Origin of the sequence: Rhodococcus sp. ACPA1 (assembly GCF_002300195.1) — a bacterium.
Classification (GTDB): Bacteria; Actinomycetota; Actinomycetes; order Mycobacteriales; family Mycobacteriaceae; genus Rhodococcus_F; species Rhodococcus_F opacus.
Map to the genome: position 1 here is coordinate 232,418 of NZ_NSDX01000005.1, position 17,851 is coordinate 250,268.

Sequence of the window (17,851 nt, forward strand, 5' to 3'; positions counted from 1 at the left end):
GTAAGTGCCGAGGAGGGCCAATGACCCAGGTAGCTGAGGTTCAGGGACACACCAACCGCCACGATCGCTACCCGACTCGGATCGCCGCCGAGCCGTCGATGCTCCAACGAAGCGAACCCGCCGTGTGGGGCAGACCCGCCGACGGGCCGTTCGATTCGTCGGCCCTCGCCGGACACGAGTCACGCGGCTTCACCATCATCGACAATTTCCTGAACGCGAGCGAAGTGATGTCGTGCCGGGAGGAGCTCGACCGGCTGTCCCGGGACCCCGCGATGCGTGACAGCGGGCGCGTCATCTGCGAACGCGGCACCGACGAGGTGCGTTCCGTCTTCGACGTGCACCGGCGCGGTGACGTGGTTGCCGAGCTGATCCGCGACGGCAGGATCCTCGACCGCGCGCGACAACTCCTCGGTTCCGATGTCTACATCCATCAGAGCCGGATCAACTCGATGCCCGGTTTCAAGGGCACCGGTTTCTCCTGGCACTCGGACTTCGAGACCTGGCACGCCGAGGACGGTCTTCCCGTCCCGCGGGCTGTCAGTTGCTCGATCACGCTCACCGAGAACTACCCGTTCAACGGGTCGTTGATGGTGATGCCCGGTTCGCACAAGCGGTTCGTCCAGTGCGTCGGCGCCACCCCCGACGACAACTACACGTCGTCTCTCGTCGCGCAGGAGGTCGGGGTTCCACGTCGCGAGGACGTGACGCGGATGGCAGCGGAGTTCGGGATCGACCAGTTCACCGGTGCCGCAGGCACCGCGCTGTGGTTCGACTCCAACGTCATGCACGGGTCGGGGAACAACATCACGCCCTACCCGCGGTCGAACCTGTTCCTCGTGTTCAACAGTGTCGAGAACACCCTCGTGGAGCCGTTCGCCGCGGCGCGTCCGCGGCCGGAGTACATCGCGTCGCGCGACTTCACCCCGCTGTCCTGACGTGAGTGGCAAGGAGTGCTCCGGCACGCCTTGGCACTCACCTATGCGGGGACTTCGTGCAGGGCCCGGGCGAGGTGAGCGAGCTCCGGAATGTCGGCGGCCCGATCGAGCGCCGCTTCCAGCGTGGCGTCGTGGGTGGGACGCGCCTCGTCCAGTGCGGCCCGGCCCGCGGGTGTGAGCTCGGTGTAGATGCCGCGACGGTCGTCGTCGCACAGAATGCGGATGAGCAGTCCGCGGTTCTCCAGACGGTTCACCAGCCGGGTGGTGGCGCTGCTGCTCAGCGCCGCCGCGCGGGCGAGTTGCGCCATGCGCATGTGCCAGCCGTCCTGACGGCTGAGTGCGTCGAGCACCGTGTACTCGACCACCGAGAGATCGTGCCCACGCTGAAGGGCGCGCTCGAGGTCCGCCTCGAGCAGCCCGTGCAGGGCCGCGAGCGTGCGCCATCCCTGCGACCGGATCTCGACGGCGTCGTCAGCGACTGCCATGGGCCACCTCCTGTGGATACGACTGCCAGGTCAGAATACCAGCTTGCGCACATAGCAGGCGTGTGCAACTATTTATGGCGCGCCTGCAACTAATGCAGGCGCGGTATTCGAGCTAGCGCTCTTATCTCCCAGTCTGTACGAAAGGAGTGGCTGCGATGCCACTGGGTCTGCTCGCCCTCGCAATGGGCGGCTTCGGGATCGGTCTCACCGAATTCGTCATCATGGGGTTGCTGCCGGAGGTGTCGGCCGATTTCCAGGTGAGCGAGTCGGTGGCCGGCTACCTCATCTCCGGCTACGCCCTCTCCGTCGCAATCGGGGCGATCGTCATCACCGCAGCCGTCACCCGCTTCGACCGCAAACGCGTGCTCCAGGCGCTGATGGTGCTGTTCATCGGCGGCAACCTGCTGTCGGCGCTGGCCCCGACGTACGAGGTCATGATGGGCGGACGCGTCCTCGCAGCCCTGTGCCACGGCGCGTTCTTCGGCATCGGCTCGGTCCTCGCCGCCGACCTCGTGCCCGCGAGCAAGCGGGCAGGCGCGATCGCGACGATGTTCGCGGGACTGACCATCGCCAACGTTCTCGGCGTCCCGTTCGGCACGTTCCTCGGCCAGCAGTTCGGCTGGCGCTCCACGTTCTGGGCCATCACCGTCATCGGCGTCGTGGCGCTGATCGGCATCGCAACGCTGGTGCCGTCCGTGTCCCGTCCGGCGGACGCACCGGAATCCGACGGTCTGCGCACCGAACTGCAGGCCTTCCGGTCTCGTCAGGTGTGGTTCTCGATCGCCGTCACCATCCTCGGATTCGGCGGCATGTTCGGTGCGTTCACGTACATCGCGTTCACCCTCACCGAGGTCGGCGGATTCGCGTCGACCAGCGTCCCGTGGCTCCTCGTGCTCTTCGGCGGCGGTCTGTTCGTCGGGAACGTCCTCGGTGGGCGGGCCGCTGACAAGGCACTCACCCGCACATTGATCACGATCCTCGCCGTGCTCACCGTCGTGCTCGTCGTGTTCGCCCTCACCGCCGGGAGCAAGCCGATGACGATCGCGGCCCTCTTCTTCATGGGGCTCTTCGGTTTCGCGACCGTCCCCGGGCTGCAGATGCGGATCATGAACTACGCGGCACAGGCGCCGACCATGGCGTCCGGCGCGAACATCGCCGCCTTCAACGTGGGCAACGCACTCGGGGCCTGGCTCGGCGGCATCACCATCGCCGCGGGACTCGGCTTCACGTCCCCGATCTGGATGGGTGCCGCACTGACCGTGGGCGCGCTCGCCGTTCTCGTCCTCGCCACCGCACTCGACCGTCGGTCGAAAGATCAGTCGGTGGAGGAGGATCCAGCGGTGGTGTCGGTCTAGCGTCAGCGCGGCGGCGTCGCGTCGCCCGCTGCGCGCGTGATGGTGACGATCGTGTTGTCGTTCTGGCTGGTGGCGTAGGCCTTCCTGCCGTCGGCGGAGACCGCGACGCCACCGGCGCTGCCACCGACGGCGAGCGACGTCACCTCGGCGTTGGTGCCCGGATCGAAGACCGTGACGGACCCGCCCTCGGAGTCGATGACGTACAGCGTGTTTCCGTCCCCGGTCACCGCGGCGCCGCCCATTATCCCGTCGACGCCGAACGTGGCGGTCACCGTGTTGGTGGCGGCGTCGATCACCGACATCTCCGCGCCGCTCCGCACGTAGGCCCGGTCGTTCGTCGCCGTCACGGCACTGGGATGGGAGGCGACGGGAATCGTGTCGACGACGGTCGTCGTGGCCGTGTCGATCACCGTCACCGTGTTGTCGGAGGAGTTGGTGACGTACACGTGCGTGCCGTTGGCCGCGAGCTGGATGGGGAAGGCGCCGACCGGAACCGTGGCGGTCACCGTGTTCGTGGCGGTGTCGATCACGGAGACGGTGCTCTCGACGCCGTTCGTGACATAGGCGTGGGCGCCGTCGGCGGAAACCGCAACCGCCAAGGCGAACTCGCCGACCGGGATCGTCGCCGCCACCGTGTTGGTGGCGGTGTCGATCACGGACACCGTCCGGTCGGCGGTGTTCACGACGAACACCCGCGCACCGTTCGGGGTGACGGCGATCCCGGTGGGGCCGCCGCCCACCGGGACGGTGGCGGTGACGACGTTCGTCGCGGTGTCGATGACGGAGACGCTGTTGGCCCCGGAGTTCGTGGCGTACGTGACGGCGCCGTTGGGTGCGACCGCCACCTGCATCGGCGTCTGCCCGACGGGGACGGTGGCGGTGACGGCGTACGTCGGCGCCGCGCCGGCGGTGGTGGCCAGCAGGCCGAGCGTGGCGGCGCCGATCGTCAGGACGGTCGAAGTGCGGGCGAACATCACCGTCGTAGTGTCTCTCGCACCCAGGCCGCCGTCGGGGACGTCCGCAAGATCACGTGGCAGGCTCGGCGAGTCCCCCCGCGTTCGCGGTCTCGCGTGTTCGCTGCGCCAACTCGCTGAGGCGACGAGCACGCGCGATCTCGGCCGGAGTGAACGGCTCGTCGGCCGGCCGCACGAAGACGAGCGGCTCGCCCTCGCCCGACGGGATCGCGACGGACGCCGCCGTGGTCGGATGGTCGCTCACTCGCGAATCGACGTACTGGGCGCCGAGAAGCTCCGCGATCGACAGGGGTAGTTCGGACGGATCGGCCGCCACCCGCGACGCCAACGTCAGCGCCTTCGTCTGTCCGTCGATCAGCGCGAGCGCCGACGCCGGCCAGATGCCCACACTGCGACCGCCCCCGGCCCGGACGGCATGCGACAGCGCGTCCGGTGGCGTCTCCCGGTCCGCGCCGACGATCAGCTCGTCGAGCGAACCGCCGTCCAGGTGATGGACGTGCACGGTCAGGATGTTGGCGTCCAGCTTCGCGAGGTTGCGCGCCAGCGATTCGAGCTGTCCCGGTTGGTCGCTCACCCGGACACGGATGCGCCAGAGCGACTGTCCGGTCGGGAGATCGCCGTGTCTGCCGTCGGGCGGACCGTGCAGCCAGCCGCCGAGCAGTCTCATCGCCGACGGCTCCACCACCCAGATCACCAACACCGTGGTACTGACGGTCAGGACCGTGACGGTCATCAGGTAGGAGACGTGGAAATGAATGACCAAGGCATGGAGCAATAGTTCGACGGGAAAGACGGCGCACAGTTTCGCGAGCGCCAGGCGGACGCGACGGGGGTGCGGAAGCCGACCGCACGCCTCGCACGCGTTGACATGAACTCCGGGTTCTCTCGCGGCATCGTTCATGCGCCCACTGTCGTCCGGAAGTATTGCCGGGTAGTTTCATCGCACGGTCGGTGGTGTGACGGATGAGCGTGAAATGCGTTGGGGTGCAACGTCGATGTGGTGGGCTAGACACTGCGGCGCCGCTTGTGAGCGGGGGCACCCTCCTGGGTCGCCGATACGCGCGTGGACATGGTGACGCCGCTGCCGCCGGGGACTGGCGCCCGGCAGCAGCGGCGTTATTCGGAGCGCTCAGCGCAGTGCGGCGGCGTCGCTCAGGTCCGTTCCCCGGGTCTCCGGGGCCATGAGGAAGCTGACGAGTGCTCCCACCGCGGCTATGCCCGCGGCGATGTACATCGTTGCGGAGAGTCCGAGGTTGGACAGCGCCCACGGGGTGGCGAAGGTGCCGATCGCCGCGCCGATCCGGCTGATCCCCGTGCAGAGGCCGACCGCAGTGGCCCGCACCTCGGTGGGGAACAGTTCGTTGGGGTAGATCCATTCGAGGATGGAGGGTCCGCCGTTGAAGAGTGCGTAGATCGCGAATGCGAATGCGATCACCCACAGGCCTGCGTCCGGCTTGATCGCGAGGAAGAGCAATCCGAGACCGGAGAGGACGAACCCCCAGATCAAGATCGGCCGGCGACCGAGCCGATCGACGAGCAGCAGCGCGACGACATTGCCGATGAGGAAGAACAGGTTGATGAGCCCGTAGCCGATGTGGGCCAGATTTCCGGAACCGAGGTTGAAGAGCTCGAGGATCTGCGGCCCGAATGCGTAGATGGCGAACAGGGTCACGATCGTGCACGTCCAGAAGATCGAAATGAAGACGACCCGCTGCAGGTACCCTCCGCGCATCAGTCCGCGAATCGATGTGGTCCCTTCCTCGTCGGGCAGATCGTCCAGAGTCGCATCGTTTCCGATCGTCTTGCGCAACACCGTCAGCGCCTCCGCTGAACGTCCCTTGCTGAGAAGCCAGCGCGGCGACTCGGGGATACTCGTGCGCGCGATCACGACCAGGGTGGCGGGAACCGCCGAGGACAGCAGCATCCACTTCCATCCATCGGGATGGCTGAGCAGAAGGTAACCCACGAACGCGGCGGTGGTTGCGCCCACGAACCACATGGCGTTCAGGCCGCCGACGAGTTTGGCGCGCCAGGCCTTCGGTGCGAACTCCGTCACGAGGGCGGTGGCGATGGGGTAGTCGGCGCCGACCGCGATGCCGATGATCAAGCGCAGAATGAACAGTTGCATTTCGTCCGCCGCGAAGAATTGCAGCACCGAGCAGACGATGATCACGATCAGGTCGATGGTGTACATCAACTTTCGGCCGATCCGATCGGTCACTGCGCCGAACACGGCACCGCCGAGGAAGACGCCGATGAGAGCCGAAGACCCGATGAGGCCGGCCCACAGTGCGCTCATGTCCCATTGCGCCTGGATCTGAACCATGGCGATGCCGATGATGCTGAGGATGTAGCCGTCGAGAAAGGGGCCGCCCGAGGAGAAGAGGGCGAGTTTGGCGTGAAAGCCGTTGAGCCTGGCGTTGTCCAGTGTGACGCCCGATCGGGCGGTGACGGTGGTGTCGAGGTTCATCTGAGGAATCCCATCGGAGGTGTGGGCTTGAGGGTCGGTCCCCACGTGATGTGGTTGCTGCCACATTAGGAAGTGAATCGGCGGCGCGGAATTACCAATCTCCTACCAATTCATGCTTCGTGCTTATCAATTCGTTGGTCGACGGCGGCAACCGCGTCGATTTCGATTCTCTTGCTGCCGCGGAAGCGCGCGACCTCCACGGTTGTCCGTGGTGGTAGTGGAATCCCTTCCAGCCGGTCGAGATACGCGGCGTTGTATTCGTCGAACTCCGAGAGATCCGCCAGGTACACGGTGGTCTTCAGGAGCGTGTGCAGCCCGCCGCCCGAAGCCAGGAGCGTCGCTTCCAGATTGTCCAGTGCGACCTTCACCTGATCTCCGATCGCGGCCGGGGTCTGTCCGTCCGCAGTGGTGGGGATCTGCCCGCAGGCCCAGATGGTGCCGGCGAACACTGCGGCTCTCGAATACGGTCGTTCGGTGCCGCGCGGATGTGCGACGAGTTCACGCTGGTCAGTCATGGTTTGCCTCCGGAACGAGGAATCGCCTGCCGAGCGCGTACGCCCGCGACCACTTCGCAGTGTCGACGAAGACGCCGTACGAGACGGCGTGGCGGTATCGCGTCTCGCGTTCGACCGCGGTGTGGACGGGACGGGACGCGTCCGTGGCGTGTGGTGCGGTCAGGACGAGCGTGCCTCCGCCGTATTCATCGTGGATTGTCACGTCGGGTTCGAGCGCCGTTGTGACAGCGACGTCGCGGTGCATGTCGCCGGCTGCTGTCACGACCGTCGCGCTCGTGTGCCGCCCACGGTCATCGAGAGTGACCAGCCACAGCGTCGTGCCGGAACGGGACGCGGCGCGCAGGGCGTACCAGTCGACGGCCTCGTGGTCGTCGATCCGGGACAGCAGAACCGGTCGCGATTGCGACAGCGCGAGGTCGACCGCGAGGGGTCCCGACAGCAGACCGCTCCGGGGCGAGTGGTCGACGATGTCGACGGCGGAATTTCTCGACAGCGACACACCGGCGGGACTGCTCGTCGAATCGAGCCGGTCCAGCGTTTCCAGGAGAGTGTCGATCCCGGTACGCGCGTGGAGTTGCATCGCCGTCACGGTGTCGGCCGCGGCGGCGGCCTCGCCGGAGCTGACCCCGGCCGCGTACAGCGCTCGGAAGGCGGTCTCGCGAACCTCCCGTACCGCCAACCTGATTCGGTTGTTCGTGGTGGGGAATGCGTCCTGCTCGGATGTGTGGGTGAGCATGTCGGTCATCGGCGTTCCTGTGTCTTCTGCAGGCCGGGGAAGACTTCGTCGAAGATCCGCAGCCAGTTCTCACCGAGAATCTTCGCGATGGTCTCGTCGTCGAGTCCGACCTCCTGCAGGCACTCGGTGAGAACCGGGAAGTCGGACGGGCCCGAAAACCAGTTCGGCCACATGGGCCACTCGGGTTCGACGGGATTCTGGCTGGGCGGTCGCCAGCGACCGTTGCGCAACCACGCGACGTAGTCCTCCGACCAGTTCCGGGTGCAGTCACTCCCGATCGCGACGTGGTCGGGTCCGATCTGATCCACGAGTCGCGCGACCATGACCGCGAAGTCGGAACTGGAGGTGGCTTCCCCTCCGAGAACGTTGGGGTAGAGGCAGCAGCCGATCACGCCGCCGCGGGCGGCCAGCGCGTCGATGACCTCGTCCGGCTTGTTGCGGGGGCTGTCGACGAACCAGGTCGGGTTCGAATGGGTGATCGCGACGGGCTTTTCGGATGCGTCGATCGCATCCAGGCAGGTGCGGTTGCCGACGTGGGAGAGATCGACGAGCATCCCCACGCGGTTCATCTCGGCGACCATGATTCGCCCGAACGCGGTGAGTCCCGAGTCGTGCTCGTCGTAGCAGGCGCCGCCCGCCAGGTTCTGAATGTTGTAGGTGAGTTGCGCGACACGAACGCCCAAACGATGGAAGATCTCTACCATCCGGTAGTCGTCCCCGAACGGCGAGGAGTTCTGGAACCCGAGGAGTACGGCGATTCGGTTGTCCCGCTTCGCAGCGCGAATGTCTTCGGACGTCTCCGCGAGGGTGACGATGTCCTTGTTGTCGGCGGCGAGTTGATACCACTGCGCGACGGCGCCGAGGGTGTCGGTCGGCCCGTCCCACACCGCGCAAGTGGCGTTCACACCCGTGACGCCACCGGCTCGGAGTTCCTCGAGGACCTTCCGATCCCAGTTGTTGATCTGGAGTCCGTCCACCACCAGCAGGTCGGAGTGAGTGAGCGTGTGCACTAGGAATCCTTTCGCGGCTTGCGGGTGAAGATCCAGTCGTCGTCGACTCCGGCGGCGACGTCGTCGGCCCGTGGGGCTCCCGAGTAGAGGGTCACGCGGAGCCAGTCGGTCGATTGCGGGCTGTAGTTGTCCATCCCGTACATCGCCAGTTGGAATCTCTGCAGATTCAGGGGAAGGAACTTCTCGGCGAGCAGGTTGTCGTGTGCTTCCGAATACGGGACATCGGCGAGCGTCTGGACTCGGGCGACGATGCCGCGGTGCCGAGGATGCTCGACGAGAAACGCGGCGACGGACGCTTCGTCATGTGCCGCCGCGAGATCGCGGTCCAGAGAGGCGACGGACCGGGCGATGTCGATCGGATGCTCGACGTTCTCGCCGGGATCGATGCCCCTGCGTCCGCGACGCGGCTCCTCGTTGTTCTCCGAGGAGAACCAGAAATGGGCCAGCTCGTCGGGATCGTCGAAGTCGAAGCGCCGCACCCACCCGTAGCGCTCTCGGAGGGCGAAGCGCAACTGGGCGCAGGTCTGTGCGGGATCGACGTCCTGCCGCTGATCGCAGCACAGCAACTCCTCGACCTCGGCGTCGAGTTGAGGATGTACCTCGACGATCACGCTGTCCACGACGGCGCGTCCCTCGGGACCGATTGTCGCCGCGTGCTCGTGGAGCGTCCGCCACGCATGGGTCGTGGCCTCCCCGCCGATCGTCCCGCTGTCGATGTACTCGGCCAGCATGGCCCGGAGTGGTTCGAGTCGGGACGAGAGTTCGCCGCACGGTACGAAGGGGGCAGTCGCCAGGTCTGCGCGTTCGCGGAAGTAGTGGGCGGCTCGCTCGAGCAGGTCGCCGGCAGTGCGGATGCGTCGATCGGCGGGCGTGGTCGCCTGTGTCAGCGCGTGAGCGAGCGGGAGTTCCCGCGTGGCACACCAGGCGTCGAGCACGTGCGGGTGGTTGATCACGTAGGGCACCATGCCGAGACCTGTTGCGTTGCCCAGCCCGAGGTAGCGTCGCCAGTCTCCGGACAGCCGCACCGACAGAGGGTTTCGGGCGCGGGCACAGTGCTCGACGAGGTCGTAACTGAGCTCGCGCAACAGCCAGGCGGTCAGCATGTGTGCCCGGTAGGGCAGACGCAGGGGATGGTCGGCGTCGAGCCGATCGAAATCAGCGAGCCCGAACTTTCCGTTGCCGTAGAACGCGGTGCTCCGCAGAATGTAGGCGGCCTCGCCCATGGTCGTGATGTCCGGTTGGTCGCCCTCGGAGAGGCGGTCGACGACGTAGTCGAAGAATCGGGCACTGCGGTTCGCCCGCGTCCAGATGAGAGTGCCGTCGTCCGCCCGGCCTTCTTCCTGACGCGGTACCTGCACCCGCAATGCGTTCAACCGGCTCTCGGTCAGCGGTCCCTCGATCAGGGCGCCCGTGACGTCCCAGGCCTTGGCGATGACACGATCGGTTCGATCGCTCTCGGTGAGGGTCGCCGAAAACACGACGAATCGCACCTCGTGTGAACCGATGACGACGCGGTACACGATGTCGCCGCGGCCGGCGCCGTCGACGTCCCACCTCTCGCGTTCCACCAGCCAGTTCTGCGCGGCCGCCGTTCGGAGGAAGGACCGGGCGAAGCTGTGACGGGTGCAGCGTGCCGCTCCCATGTCGGCCGGGTCCAGGACCTGCTCGGGCGATCGTGCCAGGGTCTGCGTCCGGCGGAGCGTGTCGGTCGGCCTCATGCGTCGCTCCTCGGCGTTCCGGTGCGGGCGTAGGCGATCTTGCTCCACGTGAAGAACTCGGCGCTGGTTGCCGCATTCTGCTCGCGGGGAGCAGGGAAGGACGAGTCCTTGAGTCCGCCGAAGGGAGCGTGGAGTTCGGACCCGGTGTTGGGGGCGTTGACTTTGATCAGTCCCGCTTCGAGGTCACGGATGCAGCGACGAACGGCGCGCTCGTCACAGGTGAACACCGCGGCGGTGAGGCCGAAGGGCGTCGCGTTCGCCATGGTGACGGCCTCGTCGAGGTCTTTCGCGCGCAACACCGTGGTCACCGGGCCGAACACCTCCTCTCGGCAGATGGTCAATTCGGTGCTGCCCGCCAGCAGAGTGGGAGCGACGAACGCGGCACCCGAGGTGGGCAGTGGTGCGCGCGCCAGCAATTCGGCGCCCTCGGACAGCGCCTGGTCGACCGCGGCCGTTACCTCCTTTGCCGCGCGGGGCGAGACGAGCGGGCCGACCTGCGATTCGGGTGCCAGTCCGTCACCGACCACCAGTTCCTCGACGCGGGCGACGAGCTCGGGAACGAGTGCGTCGTAGGCGTCGCCGACCGCGATGATCCTTCTCGTCGCCGTACATTTCTGACCGGTGCTTCCCATGGCGCCGGCGATCAACACGGCTGCTGCGTCGTGCGGATCGACGTCGGGGAGCACTATTGCCGCGTTGTGGCCGCCGAGTTCCATCTGGACCTTCGCGCCGCGGGGCACGGCGGCAGCCTGGATCGACCTGCCCACCGGTACCGACCCGGTGAAGGTGACTCCGGAGACCTCCTCCCGGGCAACAAGTTCGGCGCCGATCGGGCCGGGTCCCAGGATCATGTTGAGGACACCTGCCGGGACACCGGCTGCGGCAAGGACTTCGGCGAAGGCCGCGGCAACCGCAACGGTGTCGCTGGCGGGTTTCCAGACGACCGTGTTGCCCCAGAGCAGTGCAGGCGCCAGCTTCCAGGCCGGGATCTGGAGCGGGAAGTTCCACGGGGTGATGGCGGCGACCACGCCGAGCGGCCGGCGGACCGTCCGAATCACCTCGTCGGGATGAGAAGAAGGGTAGGTGGCGCCGTCGGCGTTCCTCGCCTGCGCTGCGTGGTAGTGGAGGGTCTCGACGGTGGCCCCGACTTCGGCGCGCGATTCGGGGAGGGTCTTGCCCTGCTCTCGGGTCATCAGCTCCGCGATCTCGTCCGCACGCTCGGCCAGGATCTCGGCGGCCCGGCGCAGGACCAGTCCGCGGGCGATGATCCCGCGGTCGTCCCACTCCCGCCGGGCCGACACTGCAGCGGACACCGCTGCGTCGAGGAGACGGGTGTCGGCCTGGTGGTATTCGGCGACGGTGGTCTCGTCGGACGGGTTCGTCGTCGTGGTGACCGGACCTTCCCCGTCCACCCAGTCACCGCCGATCAGGTGGCGTAGAAAATTGTCCGTGTCCGGCGCGGTGACGTGGTGCTCCACTGCTGACTCCTCGATGGCATGGTGATTCGGTGCCCTCAACGCTAGGCCGGGCACACACCGTGCAGAAGTACCTATTGTCAACCGACTGATAAGTTGCAAGTATCAATCGCGTGGAACTGCGGCAGCTTCGATACTTCGTCACGGTGGCCGAGGAGATGAACTTCAGGCGCGCCGCGGAACGCCTGCACATCGCACAGCCGGCGCTCAGTCAGCAGATCAGCAAGTTCGAGAAGGAACTGCGAACCACTCTGTTCGAGCGAACCACGCGACGCGTCGAGCTGACCGACGCGGGCCGGGTGCTCCTGGACGAGGGCCGACGCGTCCTTGCGGAAGCCGACCATGCGCTGGCGGCAGTGGAGCAGGTCGCGCACGGTGAGGTCGGACTGCTCCGCATCGGATTCGTCAGTTCCGCCGCGTTGAGGATCGTTCCCGCCACGGTGCTCGCCCTGCAGAAGGCGTGGCCCGGAGTCCAGGTCGAACTGTCCGAGTCGACGACCGACCGTCAGCTGTCCGGGATCGCCGACGGAATTCTCGACATCGGACTGGTGCGGGAAGTCGACCGCGCGAAGGGCATCGTGGTGCGCCCGCTGACCCGCGAACCGCTACTGGTCGCGATGCACTCGTCGCATCCCTTCGCGAACCGGACGTCGGTGTGGCTCGTCGAATTGCGCGACGAACGGTTCCTCACCTTTCCGCGAGGCCAGGTTTCGCGACTCTACGACCACATTGCCGCCCTGTGCCACCACGCGGGCTTCCGGTTGGAGGCCGCCCAGGAGGCAGTGCAGTTTCCCACCCTCCTCGGTTTGGTCGCCGCGAACACCGGCGTCACCATCGTCCCCGCCAGTCTCAGGGCCCTGCACCTACCGGACCTGCGGTACGTCGCGCTGTCCGATCCGCAGGCGGCGTCGACCGTCTCGGTCGCGTATCGCGCCGACCGGCAACAGGTCCCGGCGATCCGGCACTTCCTCGACGTCGCATCGTCCCTCGACCTGACGGACGAAACCCGGTAGGTGCGCGGAGTCCGGCGGCTAGCCGACCTCGAATTCGTTCGACGTCCCGGTGAACGCGGCGATCGCGCCTGCCGCGTCGCGGCTGTTGCCGAAGTGCTGAACACGGTAGTGCCCGGCGGGTGTTCCGTCCGGGACGTCCCACGTGATGCGCGCGACCGACTGGTTCGGCCCGGTGCGCGTCCAGCGGAACTTGGTGGACCAGTCGCCGTCGTCGGCGTGACGCACCCAGCCGTCGCCGCCGCGGCGCTGGATCTCGAGGAACGTGCCACCTCGACGCGGGTCGTTCCGGGGGTGGCCGGTGACGAATTCGACCGCGATCTGTTCGCCCGCCGACGCTTTCGCGGCGGGCTGGGTCAGCACGTCGCCGAAGACGCGGCCTGCGGGCGGTTCGTCGCGGTCGATGCCCGGACCGAGGTAGGGCTGGAACTGAGACAGGTCGCGGGGTGCCGGTCCGCGGGGAACGTCGCTCCCGGTGCGTAAAGCGTCCGCGAGCGCCGCGAATCCCTGCTGGTACGCGGGCAGTGTGTATCGGCCGAACAGGGTCGAGCCGCCCTCGTACTGCTGCGCGTCGTACTCCTGCGGGGTGGTGCAGTAACTCGCGTACGAGTTGGCGTAACCCTGGAAGATCACGTTCTCCAGCGGGGCACCGAGTCTGTCGGCGACGGTGCGCCGGATCCGCAGCCCGGACACGATCGTGAATTCCGCTGGGCCACCGACGACGTACACCCCGCCGATGCGAATGATCTGAATCTTCAGCACGTGCGGAACCCACCCGTCGGGTGGCAGCAGACCGACGGCCACCAGCACGAGTTTCGGGGCCTGCGCATCCTGCAGCCACTGCGGGATCGGCGCGTCCATCCCGCCGAGTGCGTCGACGAGCGGATTGGTGGTGCCCTCCGGGAAGATCGGGATGGCCGGACCGTCCTCGGTGCTGCCCGCGCTCATGGCGGCCCCGACGCACGCGGGGGACGTCCGGTACGTGCGGCCGTCGGGGGTGAATTCGCCGCCGACCTCCTGATTGGCCATGTCGAGGTACATGATTCGGCTGTCCACGCCGCCGGTGAGGGTCTCCGACGCCGACTCCCACGCCGTCCGTGCTGCCGCGACCTGCCGCTGCCCGATGATGCGGGTGTTCTCGAACTCGTCGTCGGTGGGACCGTGGCCGGGCCGGAGGTCGAGGTTGGGGGACATGTCGCCGGTGTTCGTCTGCGGGAACGCGGCGACGAAATGCGGCCTGTCGTCGTCGAGGTAACGGACACCCTCGTGGTCGTGCTCCCAGAAGTAGGCGGCCGCGCCCTTGTTGTCACCGGAGATCAGATGGTTCGTGTTGGTGAGCGAAGCGCCGTGGGTCGGGAACCAGTTGATCGCCCCGACGTCTCTGCTGCCCTGCGTGATTCGCAGGACCCGCATCGAGGTGTCGATGCCCAGGGGATAGTAGTCCCGGTCCTCGGCGGGGTTGCGGTCGAAGGCGATCCGCGAACGGTTGACGCTGGCATCGGTGAGTTCGCTGCGCCCGTACGACACCGAACCGGGGGCGAGGGAAGCGTGCGCGGCGGTGATCGCCTCGACGATGCCACCGACCTCGGCGTCGAACACCTGACGGTTGTGGCCGAGCACGGCGAGGTTGTAGGCGTAGTCGTGGGACGCGCCGCCGCACGCCGCGTGGGAGTGCACCGCCGTGAGCATGACGTTCCGCTCCGTGTACAGGCCGCCGTGGAGTTCCGCGAGCCGAGCCAGCACGGCGTCGTGCACGGACTGGAAGATCATGCACACGTCGACGCACACGTAGACCACGCGCTGCCGGCCGGCCTCGGCGAACACGAATGCCCGCGCCCGGGTCCGCTGATGCAGTCCCTCGGCGCGCTGCTCGAAACTGGAGTACCCCATCATCCCGACGTCGGCGACCGGCCCGGTGGCGTCGGAAATGCCGACACCGACGAGGAATTCGCCGTCGCCGTCGGTGGCGGGTTCTGCGGCCGCCGTCCCGGAACCGAGCGCGGCGAACGCCGGAGTCAGGGCCGCCCCCGCGAGCATGCTGCGTCGTCTGATCTGCACTACCGATCGTCCTTTCGGCGGCCGCCCCCCGGGGTGCCACGAATTGGTCAGGCGTCCAGAACCGTAGCCGGTATTGGACCCCAGTTCGGTGATCGGCGCAACCCCCATGTGAGTGGCGAAGCGTGCGCGGGCACGCTTCGCCACTCACGTGCGGTCAGACGGGCCGCGCGTCCCCGAACGTCATCGTCAATTCGGGGATCGAGGATGTGACGAGTGCCCGTTTCGGAAGTCCCAGCGACCGCAGCTCGTCGGCGATCGGGTGGCTGCCCAGTTTCAGCTCCGCGCCTCCGGGCCGGGAGCGGACCCCGATCGGGTTCATGTCCCAGGTGGTGAACCGGGTGAGTTCGTCGAGGTGCGAATAGGCGGCGAGCGACGTGCCGGCCCCCGAACCCGGCACCGGAATGCCCGGTTTGACGCTCAACTGGGCGATCAGCCGGCCGTCCCGGCTCACCGAACCGCGCTTGACGGAACCGGTGTGGTCGACGTCGAAATCGGCCAGAACCTTCGGGAAGCCCCAGATGCCGCGTCCGGCGGCCAGGGTGAAGTCGCCGTCGACGGGCAGTTGATGGATCAGCGCCCCGGCCCGGCCCTTGGCCAGCGCCTTCAGGTCCCCGGGGACCGAGGTGCCGTCGGCCCGGTGGTCGCGGACGAGGAACGCCACCCCGAATTCGTTGTACGGCCCGAGGTCGCCGTCCACGTAGTCGACGAACACGAGCACGCAGATGCCGCGTCCGGGCCGGAACTGCAGGATCTCGAGGCCGGTGTAGTCGATCAGCGACTGGGCGGCGGCGGTCGGCACCGAATACATCGCCATGAACGCCGACGCGGCCCGGATCTGCACGGGCATGTCGACCTGCTTGCCGAGAATCTGATGCGACGTCACGGCGCGACCGCCCCGCGCAGACCGTCGGCGCCGAACATGGGCTCGAACATCGACGTGAAGTCGGGCCCGCGACGCAACATCTGGCCGCCGTCGACGTTGATGATCTGCCCCGTGATCCAGGTGGAGTCGGGGCCGAGGAGGAACTTGGCGAGCGCGGCGATGTCGGTGACCTCGCCGACCCGTGCGATCGGGGTGTTGGCCATGTAGTCGTCGAGGACGGGTCCGCCGTCGGTGATGAGCGCGACGAGGTCGGTGCGGGTCAGGCCGGGGCGGATGCAGTTGACGCGGACGTTGCTGGCCCCGAGTTCGTCGGCGGCGAGTTGCGTCAGATTGTCGACTCCCGCCTTGGACGGACCGTATGCGCCGAACCAGCGGTGGGTGTTGCTGCTCGCGATCGAGGAGATGGTGACGATCGAACCGCCGCCAGCGGCGACGAGCGCCCGGGCGGAATGCTTGATCGTCAGCATGGTGCCGGTGACGTTCAGGTCCACGGTCCGCCGCCACGCGTCGACGTCCAGCTGGGTCACGGGTCCCACCGTTTCGTTCCCGCCTGCGCACGTGACGACGCCGTCGAGTTGCCCGGTGCGCTCGCTCGCCGTGGCGACCGCGCGGATGACGTCGTCCTCGTTCGTGACGTCGGCGGTGACCGTGTCGACCGTCCCCGCGGGATTGTCGGTGGTGATCTGCTGCGCTGCGCGTGCCAGTTTCTCTTCGTTGCGACCACAGATCGTGACGTGCACTCCCTCGGCCGCCAGGGCGGTGGCGACGCCCAACCCGATACCACTGCCGCCGCCGGTGACGAGTACGGACGTCTTCGCGAGCCCGCTGCTGCCGTCGTTGGTAACCACGTCCACCTCCAGGTAATAGAACTCGTGTCACTTCTCGAGCCGAAGATCTGTGAAACTTGCCGCTATACCACTACGTCATAGTAAGAACACGTTCTATTATCAGGGCACGATTGGCGGGATTCAATGCTGAGGAGTACCTCGATGACGGACAGGCCGGAATTCGATCTGATCGACGGACGGTTCTACTCGGGCGAGCTCGGCGACCCGCGGCAGGCCTACGCATGGATGCGCGCCCACGAACCGGTGTATCGCGCGGACGGGATTCTCGGCGCCGCGTCGTACGAGGCCGTCCTGGCGGCCGAACGCGATCCGGAGTTGTTCTCCAACGCGGGCGGAATCCGGCCCGGGGTGGGCCCGCTCCCGCAGATGATCGACATGGACGACCCGCAGCACCTGCAGCATCGCCGACTCGTCAACGCCGGCTTCACCCGTAAGCAGGTGGAAGCGAAGATCGACCGGATCCGGGAGATCTGCGATCACCTGATCGACGCCGCGTGTGACAAGGACGAAGTGGACTTCGTGCGCGATCTGGCGGCGCCGCTCCCCATGGCCGTCGTCGGTGACATGCTCGGCGTGCGGCCCGAGGAACGCGACACGTTCCTGCAATGGTCCGACGACCTGATGAACGCCCTCGGCAGCAACGCCACCCAGGAGGAACTCCAGGCACAGGCCAACGCCTACCTGGCATTCAACGAATTCACGCTCCGCACCATCGCGGAGCGGCGGCAGAATCCGACGGACGACCTCACCAGCATCCTCGTGCACAGCGAGATCGACGGTCACCGGCTCAGCGACCCGGACATCGTCGGCGAAACCCTGCTGATCCTGATCGGCGGCGACGAGACCACCCGGCACGTTCTCAGCGGTGGCATGGAACAACTGATGCGGCACCCCGACCAGCAACAGCGGCTCGTGAACGACCCCGACGGCATCCCGGCGGCGGTCGAGGAGATGCTGCGCTGGTCGTCGCCGATCAAGAACATGTGCCGCACCGTCACCCGCGACGTCGAATTCTTCGGAACCGACCTGCGCGAGGGCGAGAAGATGATGCTGCTCTTCGAATCCGCCAACTTCGACGAGGCGGTGTTCGAGCATCCCGAGGTGTTCGACATCGAACGGTCGCCGAACCCGCACGTCGCATTCGGTTTCGGCACCCACTTCTGCCTCGGCAATCAACTCGCCCGGCTCGAAGCGAAGATCATGTTCGAGCAACTGCTGTCGCGGCTGCCGGACATGGTGCTCGTCGACGACGGCCCACTGCGGCGTCGTCCCGCCAACTTCGTGTCGGGGCTCGAGGAGATGCCGGTGAAGCTCTAGGCGCTCCGCGCCCGTGCGTGGTTAAGGAGTCTCTGGACTCGTCAACCACTCACGGGCGCGAA

At 67.1% G+C, this 17,851-nt stretch carries 16 protein-coding genes; 4 read left to right on the forward strand and 12 right to left on the reverse strand.

Annotated features, from left to right (window positions below; genetic code table 11):
* Positions 1-20: 20 nt before the first annotated feature.
* Positions 21-935, forward strand: coding sequence for an ectoine hydroxylase (thpD, locus tag CJ177_RS25470; protein WP_005244708.1), 915 nt, complete (start codon positions 21-23; stop codon positions 933-935).
* Between the two features lie 41 nt (positions 936-976).
* On the opposite strand, the gene CJ177_RS25475 is transcribed toward thpD, so the two are convergent.
* Positions 977-1,420, reverse strand: coding sequence for a MarR family winged helix-turn-helix transcriptional regulator (locus tag CJ177_RS25475; RefSeq protein ID WP_005244707.1), 444 nt, complete (start codon positions 1,418-1,420; stop codon positions 977-979).
* Positions 1,421-1,575: 155 nt separating this feature from the next.
* Here CJ177_RS25475 and CJ177_RS25480 point away from each other — a divergent pair, with 155 nt between their 5' ends.
* Positions 1,576-2,775 carry an MFS transporter gene (locus CJ177_RS25480; protein WP_095868922.1) on the forward strand — a complete coding sequence of 400 codons (1,200 nt, stop codon included), beginning with the start codon at positions 1,576-1,578 and terminating at the stop codon, positions 2,773-2,775.
* Between the two features lie 2 nt (positions 2,776-2,777).
* Here the strand turns inward: CJ177_RS25480 and CJ177_RS25485 are convergent, their stop codons facing one another.
* The 8 genes from CJ177_RS25485 to CJ177_RS25520 form a co-directional block, all read right to left on the reverse strand.
* Positions 2,778-3,749: a YncE family protein gene (locus CJ177_RS25485; RefSeq protein ID WP_061697659.1), complete on the reverse strand. Its 972-nt coding sequence runs from the start codon at positions 3,747-3,749 to the stop codon at positions 2,778-2,780.
* Positions 3,750-3,801: 52 nt separating this feature from the next.
* On the reverse strand, positions 3,802-4,650 hold the full coding sequence (locus CJ177_RS25490) for a hypothetical protein (RefSeq protein ID WP_061697660.1): 849 nt from the start codon (positions 4,648-4,650) through the stop codon (positions 3,802-3,804).
* Between the two features lie 228 nt (positions 4,651-4,878).
* A complete protein-coding gene (locus CJ177_RS25495; RefSeq protein ID WP_095868923.1) occupies positions 4,879-6,219 on the reverse strand; it encodes an MFS transporter in 1,341 nt (446 codons plus the stop codon).
* 110 nt (positions 6,220-6,329) lie between these two features.
* Positions 6,330-6,734: a RidA family protein gene (locus CJ177_RS25500; protein ID WP_005244702.1), complete on the reverse strand. Its 405-nt coding sequence runs from the start codon at positions 6,732-6,734 to the stop codon at positions 6,330-6,332.
* On the reverse strand, positions 6,727-7,479 hold the full coding sequence (locus CJ177_RS25505) for a hypothetical protein (protein WP_061697662.1): 753 nt from the start codon (positions 7,477-7,479) through the stop codon (positions 6,727-6,729). The genes CJ177_RS25500 and CJ177_RS25505 overlap by 8 nt, the downstream gene beginning before the upstream one ends.
* Positions 7,476-8,480: a membrane dipeptidase gene (locus CJ177_RS25510; protein WP_061042331.1), complete on the reverse strand. Its 1,005-nt coding sequence runs from the start codon at positions 8,478-8,480 to the stop codon at positions 7,476-7,478. The genes CJ177_RS25505 and CJ177_RS25510 overlap by 4 nt, the downstream gene beginning before the upstream one ends.
* Positions 8,480-10,198 carry a hypothetical protein gene (locus tag CJ177_RS25515; RefSeq protein WP_095868924.1) on the reverse strand — a complete coding sequence of 573 codons (1,719 nt, stop codon included), beginning with the start codon at positions 10,196-10,198 and terminating at the stop codon, positions 8,480-8,482. Before CJ177_RS25515 ends, CJ177_RS25510 begins: the two co-directional genes overlap by 1 nt.
* The gene (locus CJ177_RS25520) at positions 10,195-11,676 is read right to left on the reverse strand and encodes an aldehyde dehydrogenase family protein (protein ID WP_005254482.1); all 1,482 of its coding nucleotides are present in this window, start codon (positions 11,674-11,676) and stop codon (positions 10,195-10,197) included. Before CJ177_RS25520 ends, CJ177_RS25515 begins: the two co-directional genes overlap by 4 nt.
* A gap of 110 nt (positions 11,677-11,786) precedes the next feature.
* Between CJ177_RS25520 and CJ177_RS25525 the strand changes: the two genes are divergently transcribed.
* Entirely contained in the window at positions 11,787-12,686 is a 900-nt protein-coding gene (locus CJ177_RS25525) for a LysR family transcriptional regulator (protein WP_095868925.1), read from the forward strand.
* Between the two features lie 18 nt (positions 12,687-12,704).
* Here CJ177_RS25525 and CJ177_RS25530 read toward each other — a convergent pair whose 3' ends face one another.
* The 3 genes from CJ177_RS25530 to CJ177_RS25540 form a co-directional block, all read right to left on the reverse strand.
* A complete protein-coding gene (locus tag CJ177_RS25530; RefSeq protein ID WP_095868926.1) occupies positions 12,705-14,741 on the reverse strand; it encodes a neutral/alkaline ceramidase in 2,037 nt (678 codons plus the stop codon).
* Positions 14,742-14,895: 154 nt separating this feature from the next.
* Positions 14,896-15,624 (reverse strand): acetoacetate decarboxylase family protein, encoded by a 729-nt coding sequence (locus CJ177_RS25535; RefSeq protein WP_005244695.1) that lies wholly within the window; start codon positions 15,622-15,624, stop codon positions 14,896-14,898.
* Positions 15,621-16,472: an SDR family oxidoreductase gene (locus CJ177_RS25540; RefSeq protein WP_005244694.1), complete on the reverse strand. Its 852-nt coding sequence runs from the start codon at positions 16,470-16,472 to the stop codon at positions 15,621-15,623. Before CJ177_RS25540 ends, CJ177_RS25535 begins: the two co-directional genes overlap by 4 nt.
* A 141-nt stretch (positions 16,473-16,613) precedes the next feature.
* Here CJ177_RS25540 and CJ177_RS25545 point away from each other — a divergent pair, with 141 nt between their 5' ends.
* Positions 16,614-17,789, forward strand: coding sequence for a cytochrome P450 (locus tag CJ177_RS25545; protein ID WP_025431797.1), 1,176 nt, complete (start codon positions 16,614-16,616; stop codon positions 17,787-17,789).
* The last annotated feature ends 62 nt before the right edge of the window (positions 17,790-17,851 follow it).

Coding starts and splice junctions, on each gene's coding strand:
- thpD (WP_005244708.1), top strand. CDS start 21: ATGACCCAGGTAGCTGAGGTTCAGGGACACACCAACCGCCACGATCGC.
- CJ177_RS25475 (WP_005244707.1), bottom strand. CDS start 1,420: ATGGCAGTCGCTGACGACGCCGTCGAGATCCGGTCGCAGGGATGGCGC.
- CJ177_RS25480 (WP_095868922.1), top strand. CDS start 1,576: ATGCCACTGGGTCTGCTCGCCCTCGCAATGGGCGGCTTCGGGATCGGT.
- CJ177_RS25485 (WP_061697659.1), bottom strand. CDS start 3,749: ATGTTCGCCCGCACTTCGACCGTCCTGACGATCGGCGCCGCCACGCTC.
- CJ177_RS25490 (WP_061697660.1), bottom strand. CDS start 4,650: ATGAACGATGCCGCGAGAGAACCCGGAGTTCATGTCAACGCGTGCGAG.
- CJ177_RS25495 (WP_095868923.1), bottom strand. CDS start 6,219: ATGAACCTCGACACCACCGTCACCGCCCGATCGGGCGTCACACTGGAC.
- CJ177_RS25500 (WP_005244702.1), bottom strand. CDS start 6,734: ATGACTGACCAGCGTGAACTCGTCGCACATCCGCGCGGCACCGAACGA.
- CJ177_RS25505 (WP_061697662.1), bottom strand. CDS start 7,479: ATGACCGACATGCTCACCCACACATCCGAGCAGGACGCATTCCCCACC.
- CJ177_RS25515 (WP_095868924.1), bottom strand. CDS start 10,198: ATGAGGCCGACCGACACGCTCCGCCGGACGCAGACCCTGGCACGATCG.
- CJ177_RS25545 (WP_025431797.1), top strand. CDS start 16,614: ATGACGGACAGGCCGGAATTCGATCTGATCGACGGACGGTTCTACTCG.